The sequence below is a fragment of the Bartonella sp. HY761 genome (genome assembly GCF_026743145.1).
Classification (GTDB): Bacteria; Pseudomonadota; Alphaproteobacteria; order Rhizobiales; family Rhizobiaceae; genus HY038.
The window spans coordinates 1,031,443-1,046,680 of record NZ_CP104887.1 but is presented as its reverse complement, the minus strand read 5'-3'; the positions used below and the strand labels follow the sequence as shown (position 1 = coordinate 1,046,680).

The 15,238-nt window shown below is 40.2% G+C and carries 13 protein-coding genes; 4 read left to right on the top strand and 9 right to left on the bottom strand.

What is annotated here, in order from left to right:
• Positions 1-83: 83 nt before the first annotated feature.
• The gene (locus N6A79_RS04405; protein ID WP_268547166.1) at positions 84-1,250 is read right to left on the bottom strand and encodes a hypothetical protein; all 1,167 of its coding nucleotides are present in this window, start codon (positions 1,248-1,250) and stop codon (positions 84-86) included.
• Positions 1,251-1,518: 268 nt separating this feature from the next.
• Between N6A79_RS04405 and N6A79_RS04400 the strand changes: the two genes are divergently transcribed.
• The 3 genes from N6A79_RS04400 to rpmG all read left to right on the top strand — a co-directional run bounded on the left by N6A79_RS04400 (position 1,519) and on the right by rpmG (position 3,655).
• Positions 1,519-2,217, top strand: a complete 699-nt coding sequence (locus N6A79_RS04400) for an NUDIX hydrolase (RefSeq protein WP_268547165.1) — start codon at positions 1,519-1,521, stop codon at positions 2,215-2,217.
• Positions 2,217-3,392 (top strand): MFS transporter, encoded by a 1,176-nt coding sequence (locus tag N6A79_RS04395; RefSeq protein WP_262080088.1) that lies wholly within the window; start codon positions 2,217-2,219, stop codon positions 3,390-3,392. Before N6A79_RS04400 ends, N6A79_RS04395 begins: the two co-directional genes overlap by 1 nt.
• 95 nt (positions 3,393-3,487) lie before the next feature.
• Positions 3,488-3,655 (top strand): 50S ribosomal protein L33, encoded by a 168-nt coding sequence (gene rpmG / locus N6A79_RS04390; protein ID WP_182419087.1) that lies wholly within the window; start codon positions 3,488-3,490, stop codon positions 3,653-3,655.
• Between the two features lie 281 nt (positions 3,656-3,936).
• Here the strand turns inward: rpmG and N6A79_RS04385 are convergent, their stop codons facing one another.
• The 8 genes from N6A79_RS04385 to pcsA form a co-directional block, all read right to left on the bottom strand.
• A complete protein-coding gene (locus tag N6A79_RS04385) occupies positions 3,937-4,758 on the bottom strand; it encodes an MBL fold metallo-hydrolase (RefSeq protein WP_268547164.1) in 822 nt (273 codons plus the stop codon).
• 18 nt (positions 4,759-4,776) lie between these two features.
• Complete coding sequence (locus tag N6A79_RS04380) at positions 4,777-5,550, bottom strand: TatD family hydrolase (protein ID WP_268547163.1); 774 nt, start codon at positions 5,548-5,550, stop codon at positions 4,777-4,779.
• 3 nt (positions 5,551-5,553) lie between these two features.
• Positions 5,554-7,101 (bottom strand): methionine--tRNA ligase, encoded by a 1,548-nt coding sequence (metG, locus tag N6A79_RS04375; protein WP_268547162.1) that lies wholly within the window; start codon positions 7,099-7,101, stop codon positions 5,554-5,556.
• 578 nt (positions 7,102-7,679) lie between these two features.
• A complete protein-coding gene (locus tag N6A79_RS04370) occupies positions 7,680-8,777 on the bottom strand; it encodes a DNA polymerase III subunit delta' (protein WP_268547161.1) in 1,098 nt (365 codons plus the stop codon).
• Positions 8,778-8,864: 87 nt separating this feature from the next.
• The gene (gene tmk / locus N6A79_RS04365) at positions 8,865-9,509 is read right to left on the bottom strand and encodes a dTMP kinase (RefSeq protein ID WP_268547160.1); all 645 of its coding nucleotides are present in this window, start codon (positions 9,507-9,509) and stop codon (positions 8,865-8,867) included.
• Between the two features lie 70 nt (positions 9,510-9,579).
• A complete protein-coding gene (locus N6A79_RS04360) occupies positions 9,580-10,704 on the bottom strand; it encodes a D-alanyl-D-alanine carboxypeptidase family protein (protein WP_268547159.1) in 1,125 nt (374 codons plus the stop codon).
• A 283-nt stretch (positions 10,705-10,987) separates the two neighbouring features.
• Positions 10,988-12,097, bottom strand: a complete 1,110-nt coding sequence (locus tag N6A79_RS04355) for a septal ring lytic transglycosylase RlpA family protein (protein WP_268547158.1) — start codon at positions 12,095-12,097, stop codon at positions 10,988-10,990.
• 616 nt (positions 12,098-12,713) lie between these two features.
• Entirely contained in the window at positions 12,714-13,484 is a 771-nt protein-coding gene (pcsA, locus tag N6A79_RS04350; protein ID WP_315973322.1) for a phosphatidylcholine synthase, read from the bottom strand.
• 365 nt (positions 13,485-13,849) lie between these two features.
• Here pcsA and N6A79_RS04345 point away from each other — a divergent pair, with 365 nt between their 5' ends.
• Positions 13,850-15,064 (top strand): UbiH/UbiF family hydroxylase, encoded by a 1,215-nt coding sequence (locus N6A79_RS04345; RefSeq protein WP_182419079.1) that lies wholly within the window; start codon positions 13,850-13,852, stop codon positions 15,062-15,064.
• Positions 15,065-15,238: the final 174 nt, after the last annotated feature.

Below are 15,238 nucleotides of genomic sequence, written 5' to 3'. Positions count from 1 at the left end.
AAAAACTAATGTAAGCATGACAAGATGCAACTTGGTTTGAACCTTGCATTTGCGGCATATATCAAGCATTAAACGCTTACCTCTTAGTATGAAATAATTTTATTATCTAAGCCAAGCTTTAAAATGGCGCGATCAATTTTGTCATTTATGTCATAAATATCAATTTTAGCTTCAAATTGCTCGACCGACACATTAAGATATTCTTCGGCTTGTTCAAAGCCGTTAGGCGATGACAAATCAAATTTATCGTTTAAAGACTGCAGCTTTTCATGAAAGGCTTTCGTCTCCTTGGCAATTTGTAAAACGTCATCGAGATTTGAATTTTTTAACGCTTTCAATAAGCGATCAATATCTTCTGGCGAGGCACTATAAAAGTAGCTAAATATTCCCATATCCATCATCTCAACTTGGAATACAGTCAATGAATCAATATCTTGATAATAAATTGGCCAATTTTCATAAGGTCCAAATGCTTTTCTATTAGAACTTAGTGTCAATGCAACGCGCGATAAGAGCTGGTCTTGAGGTATGGCATTAAACTCTTGATAGTACCAATTTTTTAAATTTGGATTTTGACAAATTCGCGCATAAATCGCGCTGTAGATTTCGCTTTGGCTTGGAAATTCAGTCATTAATTTTTGTGCAGCTATTGTTTTTGGGGTCAGGGCATAAAGCATCTCATATTCTCGCTTATGTTCCCGTTCAAAAGATGTATCATCCATATCCACCGCTAGCGCCTTTTTATATTGTAGCAAAGCACGGTGTGCGGGGCCCCAATCATTGTCAGCTTCTTGTTCACTAATAGGAATTGAAAAGGCTTTTATTGACTTTTCCTCTGGATCAAAGCCTTGATAGCGCGTACCATAAGCTGCCATAGCAGTTGAAAGTTGATGGGCCATTTTATCCATATTTTGGCGTTTTAACGCCCTTACTATATAGGGGGCAAAATCAGAAAACTGGCTGGAAAAAAGATCTTTAGTATCTGGATATTCTGCAAGGGCAAAAAGCCAGAAAAGATCTTGAAGGCCATCACTATCCGATAAGAGCTCGCGGTCTATTTCCAACAGTCCGCTTCTTTTAACGTCTTCTGAAACATGGGAAAAATATTGAGCACTTAACCCTAATAGATCAAAATGAAACTCTGCCTGCATGGAATCATTAAAACTTATAATTTTTATATGGTTAAAATCAAATGGTTTGGATTTATCCCAATAGCGGATCTCGCATTGTTCTTGTGCATTGCTTGTCATAGTTCCACCAAGAACAAGAGCAATAATAGAAAAAGTCTGAAAAAATTTTAATAATTTAGGCATAATTATTTTTCACTTTATTAGTGTTACAGATGACATAAAATATGCTTTTGATTAAATTTTACGAACTCGTCTTTTGTTTAAAGTAAACGATATAGGCATAAAGGGAAGTTGTATATTAAAAAAAGTTTACTATTAACAATGCTTGATAGTGTTAAACTTAGCTATACTAGCATAACTATTTTGTGTCTTTTCAAGTGAAGTAATAGTGACAAAACATATTTTAAAACCCAAATGCGCGGCAACATTATTGATAGTAAAAGCTATAGATGGCAAGCCATTTGTATTGATGGGTAAACGCCATGAGGCGCATAAATTTATGCCAGATTTTTATGTCTTTCCCGGCGGTAAAATGGATCGTGCAGATTTTAGCCATTTTTACTCCACTTCACTTCAGGAGCGTGAAATAAAATTGATGCGCAGTGAGAAAAAACATTTTACAGAAAAACACGCAAATGCTTTGGCATTATGTGCCATTCGGGAAACACAAGAAGAAACAGGGCTTCTTATTGGCGTAAAATCCAAGGCTCCGTTAAGAAAAAGCATAAATTCTGCTTGGCGCATTTTTCAAAATCAACAACTTCAGCCTAACCCACCTGCGTTACATTATTTTGCAAGGGCAATTACCCCAACTGGGCATATTAGGCGGTTTGACACACGTTTTTTTCTCACCTTTGCAGAAAATATCAACAATATTGATGAAATGCAGCCATCAAGCGAATTATCCGATTTACAATGGGTTGATTTGTTTTCACCGCCAAACATCAAAATTCATGACATCACAAAACAAATCATGGAAGATACAAAAGATTGCATAACGCCCAACATGGCGTTAAAGCAATGTCATCCAGTTACGCTATATTATAGCGCGAGGGGAAGACATTATAGAAAGGTTCGATTTAGCTGATGACTTTTGAAACGGATAGCCAAAGCGAAAACCATGCCATGCGGGCAATCATTGCGGCGATAGCGACAATTGCTGCGGTAGGTATAGCAATTGGCCTTGGAACGCCCCTTATTTCAGCAATGATGTTGGATCATGGTATTTCTGAAAGTATTATTGGTTATAGCGGCACGATTGGCGGTCTGGCCACCATTATTGCTGCAGCTTGTACGTCAAGAATCGCGCTAAAGTTTGGCGTTATCAAACCGATTTTAGTCATGCTTATTGTTGGCGCTTTAAGCTTTTTAGGGTTTTATTGCTTTCAAGGCCTATGGGTTTGGTTTGTCTTACGTTTTACCTTGCACTTTGCTATGACGATTATGTTCATTCTATCAGAATTTTGGGTCAATAGTTCAGCACCGCCAGCAAGGCGTGGGGCGATTCTTGCCATTTACGCGGCGACTTTTGGTTTTGGTTTTTCACTGGGGCCAATTTTGTTTTCCTATGTTGGCAGCAAAGGCTTTTTACCATTTGGTATTGGGTGCGTGCTTATTGCCCTTGCCAGCATTCCCATTATGTCAGCATGGAAATTAAGCCCTAATTTCAAAGACAGCGAACACGTGCCATTTTTGCCATTTATTTTCAAAGTGCCAACATCAACCATGGCGGTGCTGGTTTACGGCGCTGTTCAGCTGGGTGCGGTTACCCTAATCGCGCCATTTTCATTAAATTTGGGCTATAGCGAAGCGCAGGCTGGACATTTTTTAACCTTGCTTGCTTTGGGCAATGTGCTGCTTTTGGTACCAATTGGCATGATTAGCGATCGGTTGCCCGACCGCCGCTATGCCTTAGCTGGTTGCGCAATCATTGGCCTTATTGGCACTTTACTCGTGCCATTCATCACGCAGCATTATTATTTACTTGGGGCGGTTTTATTTGTGTTAGGTGGTGTATCAGCTGGCCTTTATACCATTGGCCTTGCCCAATTGGGGGCAAGACTCAAAGGCAGCGATCTTGCGGCCGCCAATGCAGCTTTCATTTTTTGCTATGGTATTGGCATGTTAATTGGCCCATCGATCATTGGACAAGCTATGGAAATCTTTCCCGTAACCGGTTTTTCCATGGCAATGGCACTTTTTTTCGGTCTTTATGTCGCTTTAGTTGTAATAAGATTGGTTGTAAGGTTAACACGCTCTTGACTTTTTATCCTGAATGCTTATTGTCGCGACAAAATCGTCTTAGGCCACGGGTCATTCAGGCGGTGTGGTGATTCAAATAGACAGGATTCTCTATTATGGCTAAAGCTAATACAATCAAAATCAAGCTTTTGTCGACGGCAGAAACCGGCTTTTTCTATGTAACAACTAAGAACAGCCGTACAATGACCGATAAGATGACAAAGCGCAAATATGATCCAATCGTAAGAAAACACGTTGAGTTTCGCGAAACAAAGATCAAGTAATTTTTATAAATTATGTTTAAAAACACGGCTTTTAGCCGTGTTTTTTTATGTCTTAAATAAATCTTTAATTCTATAAAATGCTGCTGATTACAGTTATGAAACAATCAAACTGTCTTTATTAGAGCGTTTTTTGAAAAGTGTAAAGCGGTTTTCGGACAAAAAACGAAGGTAAACAATGCATTAGCGCGCGATCTAATCCAATCAGATCGAAATGCGCTCTAAAGCTACAAAGCGCATAAAGCCAACATGATACAGCTTTTGCCAAAGCTAAGAGGTTGGACTTAGCAATCAACCTCAAATTGTAATCCATTATAAGCTGGCTCGACATAATCTGGCGTTTCGCGCAAAACAGTGCGATAATCAAGATAAATATGCATATGGGTTAATATGGCACGTTTTGGCCGCAAATAATCAATCCAATCCAAAGCTTGCGAAAGTGAAAAATGGCTTGGATGTGGTTGATATTGCAAAGCACCTATAATAAGCACATCAAGATCAAATAGCTTACTTAAACTTTCTTCAGGAAAGGCACTCACATCGGTACAATAAGCGACATTCCCCATGCGGAAACCAAGCGAGTGAATATCGCCATGGGTTTGCAAATGGGTTTGAAACTCTAATTCACCCCCTGCCCCATTAATTTTAAAATGGTCATAGGGGCCAATTTGATGGGCGCGTAATATGGGCGGATAGTTTGACCCCGTGGGTGTTTTAAAACAATAGCCAAAGGCTTCATGCAAGCGATTTAACGTGGCAGCATCGCTATAAATATCAATTAGCTTATTTTGTCCAATGCCAAAAGTGCGTAAATCATCTATGCCATGAATATGATCTGCATGGGGATGGGTATAAACCACTCCATCAAGATTGGTGATGCCAGCATCAATGGCTTGGGAGCGAAAATCAGCCCCTGTATCAATGACAACGCTGGTTTTGCCCATTGCGCTAACACGCTCAACCAATAGCGAGGTACGATAGCGAAGGTTTTTAGGCTCTAAGGGATCGCAAGAACCCCAATCACCATTTGGTCGCGGCACCCCTGGCGAGGAACCGCAGCCTAAAATGGTAAATCGCAATTTATCTTTTACAGATATTTCAATCATCCTATTTTGTTTAACCAATCACTGCATTTTTGAAAAAAGTCGAAATGCATTATCAGTTGTAATTTTAGCCAAATCTTCATAGCTAAGAGAGCGCAGCTCTGCCAAAACTTCCGCCGTTTTCACCACATAAGAAGGCTCATTGCGCTTGCCACGATAAGGAACTGGTGCAAGATAGGGCGCATCGGTCTCTACCAATAATTGCTGCAACGGCACAATTTTTGCGACCTCGCGAATTTCTGGTGCGCCCTTAAAGGTCAATATTCCTGAAAAAGATAAATAGCCGCCAAGCTCAATGCCTGCCTTTGCCAATTGCATACCAGAAGAATAGCAATGCAAAATAAATTTAAATTTTCCCTTTGCCATTTCTTCACGCAAAATCTCTTCCATATCTTCATCGGCATTACGGGAATGAATGACCAATGGTAATTCACTGCGTCGCGCTGCATCAATATGATGAAGAAAGCTCGTTCTTTGTTGCTGCGGTGTTGCATAGTCATAATGATAATCAAGACCAGCTTCACCAATCGCCACCACCTTTTCATGGCTGGTTAATGCCAATAGGTCTTCTGCGGTAATATCGGGTTCTTCATGGGCGCTATTGGGATGCGTCCCTACTGAGCAAAAAACATGCTCATATTTTTCGGCAATGCGAATAATACGATCAAACTGGCGCACATGGGTTGAAATTGTCACCATGCGTTTAACACCAGCTTGATGAGCGCGTTCTACTACCTCATCAAGCTCGGGAACAAAATCATCAAAATCGAGATGACAATGGCTATCAATCAACATAACTTAACCCTCAAGCTCTTCAAGCTTATAACGTGGGAAAATACCGCTTGGACTTGGCAATACAGTTCCCGGCGCAATCCACTGGCTTGCAACATCGCTTAACATACGCTGATCTTCGCCAATATTTAAAAGTTCAAGCAATTTGTCGATTGATGCGGGCATAAAGGCCTGCAAAGGAATTGCCACACGGCGCAATATTTCAGCGGTTACATAAAGGACAGTATCAGCACGTGCTGGATCCGTTTTGCGCAAAGCCCAAGGCTCTTCACCCGCAAAATAGCGATTAGCATCAGAAATGACCGCAAAAATAGCCGTTAACGCCAAATGCGGCGCCTGCTTTGCCATTGCGTCACGTGCAGTGTTAACCACTTCAATAGCCTTATCCAAAATCTCATTATCTTGCGCCAATAACTCACCCTTATTTGGCACTTTTCCATCGCAATTTTTAGCAATCATTGATAAAGAGCGCTGGGCAAGATTGCCAAGGTCATTGGCAAGATCTGCATTAATGCGGTTGATAATTGCGGTATTGTTAATAACGCCATCTTGCCCAAAAGATATCTCACGCAGGAGGAAATAACGAATGGAATCAACGCCATATTGCGCAGTAATTGCAAAAGGATCAATGACATTACCCACCGTTTTTGAAATTTTTTCACCGCGCATGAGCAAAAAGCCATGGGCAAAAACCCGCTTCGGCAATTCAATACCAGCAGACATTAAAAAAGCTGGCCAATAAATAGCATGGAAGCGAACAATATCCTTGCCGATAATATGTGCATTGGCTGGCCAAAACCCAGAACGCGGCGCATTTGGATCTGGATAGCCTGTTGCGGTTAAATAATTGGTAAGCGCATCAAGCCAAACATACATGATATGTTTAGAATTACCCGGTACTGGAACACCCCAAGAAAAATTGGTCCGCGAAACTGATAAATCACGTAAACCAGAGCGCACAAAGCTCATAATTTCATTGCGCCGCTCATTTGGCCCAACAAATTCAGGGTGCTTTTCATAATAATCTAGCAATTTGTCTTGATATTTTGACAAGCGGAAGAAATAGCTTTCTTCCTCGTTCCATTCAACTGGTGAACCAACTTCAGTTTCGCGGCGAATACCATCTTCACCAACGATCGTATCTTTTTCATCATAATAGGCTTCTTGACGAACCGAGTACCAGCCAGCATAGGTATCAAGATAAATATCACCATTATCTTCCAAAATTTTCCATAAGGTCTGACAAGCGTCATAATGACGTTTTTGGGTGGTGCGGATAAAATCATCATTAGAAATATTTAATGATGCTAGCATTTCTTGGAAAACGGCTGAGTTTTTATCGGCCAATTCCTGCGGAGTAATGCCCAACTTTTCCGCTGTCTGCTGCATTTTCAAACCATGCTCATCCGTGCCCGACAGAAAAAAAACATCCTTGCCGTCAAGGCGCTGAAACCGCGCCATACTATCGGTTGCAATAGCATTATATGCATGGCCAATATGTGGCTCGCCATTAGGATAATAGATTGGTGTCGTTATATAATATTTTTCACGCATTTAACTTCAGTCTTCATTATCTTACGGCGCACGCTCAAATAGCGGCCCGAATGGTTGCAATATTAAAAAATGGTTACAAAAATTGGGTGAACAAGCCTTATTGCTGTTATCTTCCTATTGTTTTTGCAACCCTTGGCATAATCTTTTCAATCAATATTGAATAGTTTTTCAACTAAGGTCAGAGATGGTTTTATCATGATTATCTGACGAGACAAGATTAGAAACATTATCGCCTTTTCTTTAAAGACATAATGCTAGATTTTGCCTTTGTCACCTAAAAAGATAATATAATTCTTTGATTAGGGTCAGGACCCATCAATTTGAACGAAATGGTATAAGGAAATTTTGTGAGAACCCAAGGATTTAATGCGAGAAGATCTGCCGAGAAATATGAATATTTACAAGGATCTTCAACAAAGTTATCGCGAAAATTACCTTCTATCCTAAAAGGACTCAAAAACAGCTATAATCTACTGCGTCTAAAAGCTCAAATGGGTATACCACCCATTTATCGCTTTCCTTCTTGTATATTTTTGCTGTTTATTGAGCCATTCCATTTAAAATAATGAGTCCTGCCCCTAACCCAAACAATCGTTCAAATTTTGATGTAGTTTTTGCAAGAGAACAAGGATAGATTGCCTTTTATCGAGATTATAGGCAGTGGCATCACGTATTTGTTGCTCAATCTCATTCCAGAATTGTGATAGTTTTTCACCCGTTGGTAGATCGCCACCAATGGCTTTATCACGCGACAATTGCGCCACACGATCAAGCACATAATCAATAAAAAACGAAAATTGCACTTCGGCATCTTTGGCAGATAACACGCTGGTAAGCTTAAAAGCACCATCAACTGAAAATGCCTTATTATTTAAAATATCTTCAACCGCATGGATAATATCAAGCCCGCCATATGCTAGCATTAACGCTGCCTTACGAACACTTCCCTCAGAATTGGCAATTAACTCGTCATTATCTTGCATTTGGGCAGATCCATTATCAAAACCTGCAGCATGACCTAATGCCATTTGTAAATCATTATAATCCAATGGCTTAAACATTATTGCCTGACAACGCGAACGAATGGTGGGCAAAAGTCGCCCAGCATTATGGGAAATAAGCATAAAAATAGTGCGCTTTGGTGGTTCCTCCAAGGTTTTTAACAGCGCATTAGCGCCATTTCTATTCATATCATCCGCAGAGTCGATAATGACGATGCGCCAATCATTATTAGATGAGGTTTGCTGTAAAAAATGGGTAATTTTACGAATATCATCAATAGTGATTGCCCCACGAAATTTTTGTGTTTTAGGGTCAAACGCCCGTGATATATGCAAAAGATTAGGGTGAGCACCTTGGGCAATTTTGCGCCAAATATTTTCATTTTCAAAATTTATTGCAGCATCATCATTGATAATATCACGAATATCTTGCGCCATCATACTATTAGCAGCAATGTCTTTTGACAATAAAATATAGCCAAGGCGATAGGCAAGACTTGCCTTACCAATGCCCCTTGCGCCTTCGATTAATAGCGCGTGATGCAAGCGGTTTTCGTCAAGCATTTGCGCAAGAAACGCACGCTGCGCCTCATGGCCGACAAAGAAAGTATTTTGTGCAGGACTGATGATTCCATCAATATCATCATATTGTGGAATACTAACAATGTCGTTCATCTTAACCTCAAATGTCACGCGGCGAAAATGCCTTCAACGCTCACTATAATAGCTTTATACTTTTATGAAGCAAAAAGCCTATTTTAATCATTGTGTTTGATGTAATTTTTGTTCTACACAAGACAAAATTTCATTTGCAATTTGGTCTATATCGCCCTCTGCATCAATAATCACGCAGCGATCTGGCTCTTTTTGTGCAATATCAAGAAATGCCTGACGCCGATTTTCATGAATTAAAACATCATCTTTTTCAAACCGATCAACCGCACTATCTGCACTTCGGCGCAAATTTGCCCGTGCTAAGCCCACTTCTGCCGGCAAATCAAGAATAAAAGTAATATTGGGCCGTATGTTTTTTATTGCGGCCTGTTCAAGTGCATCAACCGTTGTGGCAAGTTGCGGTGAAGCGGCACCCTGATAAACACGGGTTGAATCAATAAAGCGGTCACATAGCACAATTTTACCAGATTTTAATGCTGGCTCGATCAAAACATCAATATGGTCAGCTCTTGCAGCAGCAAACAAGGCTGCCTCAAGCGAAGCACCATATTTTTCGCCATAACCACTTAACAATACGTAGCGCACCGCCTCTGCCCCTGCTGTGCCACCTGGCTCACGGGTCATGACCAAATCATAGCCCTTTTGTTCAAGTGCTTTTGCAAGGCGTTTTATTTGCGTTGATTTACCTGCACCTTCGCCACCTTCAAAAGAAATAAAAAAACCTTGCTGCAAAATACTATTCCTTCATTTCCTTAAAGACTTATGATGGATTAAACTTAAAATATAAAAGCGTAAGAACCAATTAATTCCAATAAGCCCTAATCCAACCAATGGAAAGCTCATAAAGCGAATTTTTTGCCTTTTGGGTTAGGCTTGCCTCTGTCGCAGTTTCCCCCGTAAATACTGGCCGTTCAAGAATACTATCGCCATTAAGCAAAATTTTAACCAAACCAACACGTTTATTGGCTTCCACCGGTGCGGTAATTGGCCCTTCATAGCTAATTTTAGCCTCTACTTGTTTTATCTTGGTTTTTGGTATCAAGACAGCAACGACTTCATTAACCTTTAGAGCAATGGTGGTATTGTCGCCGCCAAATAGTTTGGCTTGCCCAATGTTTTCTCCCTTATCAAAAACGAGACTACTTACAAATTCATTCATTGCCCAAGTGATAATACGTATTGCCTCTTCATTGCGCTCTTTTTCTTTGGGCACACCAGCAAGTGCAAGAAATAACTTACGGTCATTTTTTTCAACTGATAAGAAAATCGAATAGCCCTGCCCCTGCGTAAAGCCATTAGCCATACCAATAACGCCAATATTGGCCGCCACTAACGGATTGCGGTTACGCTGAAATATTTTGTTCCACTCAAATGCTGGTTGGCTATAAAGCGTTATCTGATCAGGATATTCTTTTTCTAAATAAGCAGCAAGCAAGGCCAAATCTTTAAGTGTGGTATATTGCCCGTCTTGCGGTAGGCCAGTTGCATTGACAAAATGGCTATTTTTAAGACCAATCTCCGCCGCTCTCTCATTCATTTTATTAACAAAAGCTTCTTCACTACCAAATGCCCCTTCAGCCAATGCAAGGGCCGCGTCATTGGCTTGTAGGACAATTAAGCCCTGCAACAAATTATTAACACTTACCTTGCTTTTTACCGCCGCAAACATTGTGGTTGTACGTGATGGTGCACCGCCGCGCCGCCACGTATCTTCGGAAATGATATATTCATCATCTAATGAAATTTTATTATGCTTAAGTGCATGTAAAATAACTTCTGCACTCATCAATTTGGCAAGTGAAGCAGGCGCTATGCGACTATTGGCTTGTTTTTCAAATAAAACACTTCCAGTTTCTTTATCTACCAATAATGCCTGCGCCGCACTTGTTTCAAAATCTTTGTCCGCTATAGCTGAAAAAGCTGGCATGCTTAAAAAAATAAGCCAAAAGCAAACCAAAAATAGCGAAATGGCGAAGAAAAATCGCTGATATAAATGATTGGTAAAATTTTTGCTTATTAATTTCATACCCCAATAGTCCCAATCATGTCGTATAATTTTATCTTAAAGTCGATATTTCACCATTCTTAACGAGGCATTATTAATATTTTTTAAATTCATACAATAATAAAGGCTGCGCGTCTTTAGACGCGCAGCCTTAAATAATTTTAGTAATTACTTAACATAAAACCAAGTTTGGTATTACAAAAACCTAATGATCTCTCACGATAAACGCATCATTTGCACCGGCTGACCATGCAGCATCAAGTGCTTCATCAAGATTGTTTTTTACCATGAGATTAGCAGAGTAAATTACATTGCCATTTTGGTCTTTATCTTCAACAAACTTAACATCACCAAAAGATTTGAGCTTTTGAGCAATTTCATTAACATCGTTTTTATTGGCAAAATTGCCCAAAGTAATAAATTCTTGTTTAGCGTGTGAATATGCACCTTCATCACGCAAAATTTGCGCAAAAATATCACTGTTGCGTCCTGATGCAATATATTCTTCAACATAGGCAGAGGTTAAACGCGGCGCTAAATTAAGAGCAGGCTTTGCTTCTGACAAATCAAAACTATCTTTTACCACAGCTTTAACGGCTTTTTCAGCTTCGTTATTCTTGTGGTTATCTTCAATAGCAACAAAGGCAGCCGCAGAGTTTGCGTTTTGATTTGGCCCACGATAGGAAGCCAATAAATAACCGTCTTTACGGGGTTGCGCAGGTGCTGGCCCGATATAATCAACCTTAACATCAGCAACACCGCGATCTGCAAAATGCAAAGTCTCAGCTGCTTTTTTAGAAAGATCAATCAAACGATTATGAGCAAAGGGCCCACGATCATTAACCCGTACAACGACAGATGCACCATTTTTTAAATTGGTAACCCTTGCATAGCTTGGCAAAGGCATAGTGGGATGAGCGGCAGTCAAATGGTTCATGTCAAAGATTTCGCCATTTGCGGTTTTACGGCCATGAAATCCCGCGCCATACCAAGAAGCGCGCCCTACTTTGCTATAACCAATTTCAGCTTTAGGGTAAAACCATTGACCATTAACTTTGTAAGGTTTTCCAACAAAAACGCGCCCTGCCTTACGAGCAATTTGGGCTTCGGCATTTTGAAAAATTTTTACACCAGGTAGCGGTGCACCATATTCAACATCTTTAACGGGCGTTGTACGTACTAATTCTTTCTCGCTTGGAAATAGCGGACCTGTAGAATTACAAGCTGTCAAACCAGCTACCAACACAACAAACCCTGTAAGCTTAACCGCTGTTGATGCGGAGCTTTGAGATAATTTTCGTAATTTTTGCTTCATGTTTCGTCCGCTCTGTAATGAAACCGCAACCAAATCGCAAACCCTAGCGATGAGGTTTTGTTGACGACCAACCAGAAACTAGCCGCATAGACACAAATTGTTTAAATCAAATAATGTTACAATTTGGTAACATATTGCGATTAGTGGTAGCAAGCACGCTTTCACGCTTATCAACAATGCTTTGACTGATACCTTTAAAATCCCAATATAAGCAATTGATTTTTAAGACAAATCAGCTAAAAAACTCTATTTTTGCTTTAAATTATAGTTAATATTTATCCCTTTGGAGCCTTAAGCTAAAATGTTATCATATAATTTAAAAAAGTTGAATAAATTGCCAAAATTTACCCACGAATACGAGTATTTTTTAAAATCACCTAAATGAATCATATAGTTGATCACGCAATGTAACAAATCAGTTTTATTGATATTTTACAAAACTAGGTGCAATTCAAAGTCAATATTATTCTATATGGCTGCCATTACTTTAGAGCGCATTTCGATCTGATTAGATCAGATCCGCGCTCTAAAGCATTGTTTACTTCGCGTTTTTTGTCCGAAAACCGCTTCACACTTTTCAAAAAACGCTCTAAAACTTCATCCTGCGCAAAAATGCTTATGATTTTGACCTAAGTCCAAATTTTGGGAAAAGCTGCAAAATAAAACCAATACCAAAAATATAAATACTGGTAATCATCAGACCTAACTTTGTCCAATAAGGCGCTTCAAGGTTATAAAACAATGCAACAACACCAAAGCCACACCAGGCTAAAAAGACGCTTAAATTTAACGGTCGCAGGCGCACAACCCGAACTGGGTGGAGAAAATATATCGGCACAAAGGATAGAACCGCCGCAAACACAACAACACCAAAAGCCACCCACTCACCGGGCGACAGCACAAAAAGCGTGAAAACCACCATATTCCAAACAACTGGAAAGCCTTTGAAGAAATTTTCTTTGGTTTTCATTGCGGTATCGGCGTAATAGATTGCACTGCTAATCACAATGATCGCACCTGATAAAAATGATAGCCCCTCACCCATGAATCCGCGTTGATAAAGCGCAAAGGCAGGAATAAGCACATAAGTGACGTAATCAATAATATTATCCAATAATTCGCCAGACCAAGTCGGCAAAACATATTTTACATCAAGTTTTCTTGCTATCGGGCCATCAATTCCATCAACAAATAAAGCAAGTCCCAACCAGCAAAACATGGCTGTCCACTGTTTTTCAGACGCTGCAACAAGCGATAAGAAAGCTAAAAATGATCCCGATGCAGTTAAAAGATGTACCGAAAAGGCTCGCGCCTGTGGCATAGTTACCTTTTTTGCCAATAGGCGTTCTTTGCCATCTTTTATCTTTTCAGAAAAACTATTTTTCACGCGAGCATCATCCCTGTTTAATCCATCCGCAAAAGCGGATCTTGCACTTTTAATAGTATTAAAGTGAAAGAGCTACAACAAAGAATTGTAATAAAGCAACCAATATTCATTTTTTCATCAAAGGCACCACCTTGTATAACAGCTTATCAAGTGCATAACTAAGGTTTTATAACACAATCAAATCAAATTAGTCTCAAATGGTGTGATTACGGCATTAGCGCGCTAATATAGGTGTTTATGATAAATGTGGCACAAAATATCTATATAAAATATGCCTATTGGACAAAAGCTCCGTCAATCTTTGCTTTTTATTGCAAAAAATAAATGATAGATTGCCAAAATAATGAAATGAAAAGGATGCTGTCATGCAAGATGCCGATATTTCTCCCAACACCAAAAGCAAAATCGCCATTGTTGGCGCGGGACCTGCTGGAATGTTTGCGGCACTTAAATTGGCGGGACATTTTGATAATATTTTACTCATTGGTCCAAGCACCGACCAAAATGACATGCGCACCACCGCACTTATGATGCCAGCCATCAAACAGCTTGATGAAATTGGCATTTGGCAAGATTTGGCAAGCAAAGCTGCGCCCCTTGCTACCATGCGGATCATTGATGGCACCAAGCGGCTCATTCGCTCGCCCTGTGTAACATTCCGTGCAAGTGAAATTAACGAGCAAGCTTTTGGCTTTAACATTCCTAATATTTCACTGAATGCTGCTTTAAAAACTGCGGTGGAGCAGTGCGAAAAAATAAAACAATTACCAAACCATGTCACCCACTATGAACATTTAGATAATGGTGTGCAGGTTACCCTTGATAATGGTGATGTGATTACCACCCAATTGCTAGTTGCAGCAGATGGAAGAAACTCAGCAGCAAGAGAAGCTGCCAGCATTGAAACACGGCAATGGGCCTATCCACAAACTGCCGTCATTTTAAGCTTTTCACACCCATTACCACACCTAAACACCTCAACCGAATTTCACACCAGTGAAGGGCCATTTACGCAAGTGCCATTACCTGGCAATAAGTCGAGCCTCGTTTGGGTGCAAAAGCCCGAAAAAGCTAATAGACTATTAGGCCTTGGGCCAGAGGCTTTAGCCAAAGAAATTGAAGAAAAAATGGGCTCAATGCTTGGTAAAGTAACCATTGAAACACCCGTGCAAGCATGGCCAATGGGCGGCGCAGTGCCTAAATATTTTGCCCGTAATAGAACAATCCTTATTGGTGAGGCTGCACACGTATTCCCGCCTATCGGCGCACAAGGTTTAAACCTTGGAATTCGCGATGTTGTTGATTTGACAAATGCCGCAGCAAAAAACCTCGAAGATCCCGGCTCGGACAATGCAATCAGCGATTATAACCGCCACCGCAAGCCCGACATTTGGGCGCGTACTGGCTTTGTGCACTTGCTTAACCGTGCTTTATTATCAGATTTCCTACCCGTGCAAATGGTGCGCAGTGGTGGCCTTGAGCTTTTGCGACAGTTTTCGCCCTTGCGTACGCTTTTCATGCATGAAGCTATGCAACCCGGCCAAGGTTTTTCATGCTTAAAACCAAAATTTTTAAAATAGTAGTCTTAGGGTGGTAGAACCAATAAAGTGAAAACGCGGCAGAAAAACAAACAACAGCTTAATAAAATCCTATATTTTCAATCAAGCCTTGTTTGATTCATGCCTAACCTACACCTTTAAGCGAGCCTAGAACTTTGGTGGATATGACACCAATAATAAGAATGCTATTTTTTT

Coding starts and splice junctions, on each gene's coding strand:
- N6A79_RS04405 (WP_268547166.1), bottom strand. CDS start 1,250: ATGACAAGCAATGCACAAGAACAATGCGAGATCCGCTATTGGGATAAA.
- N6A79_RS04395 (WP_262080088.1), top strand. CDS start 2,217: ATGACTTTTGAAACGGATAGCCAAAGCGAAAACCATGCCATGCGGGCA.
- rpmG (WP_182419087.1), top strand. CDS start 3,488: ATGGCTAAAGCTAATACAATCAAAATCAAGCTTTTGTCGACGGCAGAA.
- N6A79_RS04385 (WP_268547164.1), bottom strand. CDS start 4,758: ATGATTGAAATATCTGTAAAAGATAAATTGCGATTTACCATTTTAGGC.
- N6A79_RS04380 (WP_268547163.1), bottom strand. CDS start 5,550: ATGTTGATTGATAGCCATTGTCATCTCGATTTTGATGATTTTGTTCCC.
- metG (WP_268547162.1), bottom strand. CDS start 7,101: ATGCGTGAAAAATATTATATAACGACACCAATCTATTATCCTAATGGC.
- N6A79_RS04370 (WP_268547161.1), bottom strand. CDS start 8,777: ATGAACGACATTGTTAGTATTCCACAATATGATGATATTGATGGAATC.
- N6A79_RS04360 (WP_268547159.1), bottom strand. CDS start 10,704: ATGCCAGCTTTTTCAGCTATAGCGGACAAAGATTTTGAAACAAGTGCG.
- N6A79_RS04355 (WP_268547158.1), bottom strand. CDS start 12,097: ATGAAGCAAAAATTACGAAAATTATCTCAAAGCTCCGCATCAACAGCG.
- N6A79_RS04345 (WP_182419079.1), top strand. CDS start 13,850: ATGCAAGATGCCGATATTTCTCCCAACACCAAAAGCAAAATCGCCATT.